At 48.0% G+C, this 538-nt stretch carries 1 tRNA gene; it reads left to right on the top strand.

What is annotated here, in order from left to right:
- Positions 1-177 precede the first annotated feature (177 nt).
- Positions 178-253: transfer RNA gene (locus tag SBO83_RS21405), tRNA-Glu, on the top strand.
- Positions 254-538 lie beyond the last annotated feature (285 nt).

Genomic DNA, 538 nt, shown 5'->3' with positions numbered 1-538 from the left:
CCGTAGGGGAACCTGCGGTTGGATCACCTCCTTACCTAAAGATACGCATTGTGCAGTGTCCACACAGATTGTCTGATGAAATTAATGAGCAAGAGCACCTGTTGATGCAGTAAGGGCAACCTTACGCTGATGCGAAAAGTGCCAGGGCACGAAAGTGGGCTGGTACGGAATTTTCGTGTCCCCATCGTCTAGAGGCCTAGGACACTGCCCTTTCACGGCTGTAACAGGGGTTCGAATCCCCTTGGGGACGCCATTCCGATAATGTGTGAAAGACATTATCACCGGTTCTGACGAACCAAAATAACTTAAAGATGACTCTCACGAGTCGTGTTTAAGATATTGCTCTTTAACAATCTGGAACAAGCTGAAAATTGAAACGACACAGCTGAAACTTATCTCTCCGTAGATGTACTGAGATAAGGAGTACCCTGTGTTGAGTCTCTCAAGACTTACAAACCGAGGTGAAACACCTTCGGGTTGTGAGGTTAAGCGACTAAGCGTACACGGTGGATGCCTAGGCAGTCAGAGGCGATGAAGG

Source organism: Ewingella allii, assembly GCF_044430645.1.
GTDB classification, from domain to species: Bacteria; Pseudomonadota; Gammaproteobacteria; order Enterobacterales; family Enterobacteriaceae; genus Ewingella; species Ewingella allii.
This window is presented reverse-complemented; position numbering and strand designations above follow the sequence as displayed.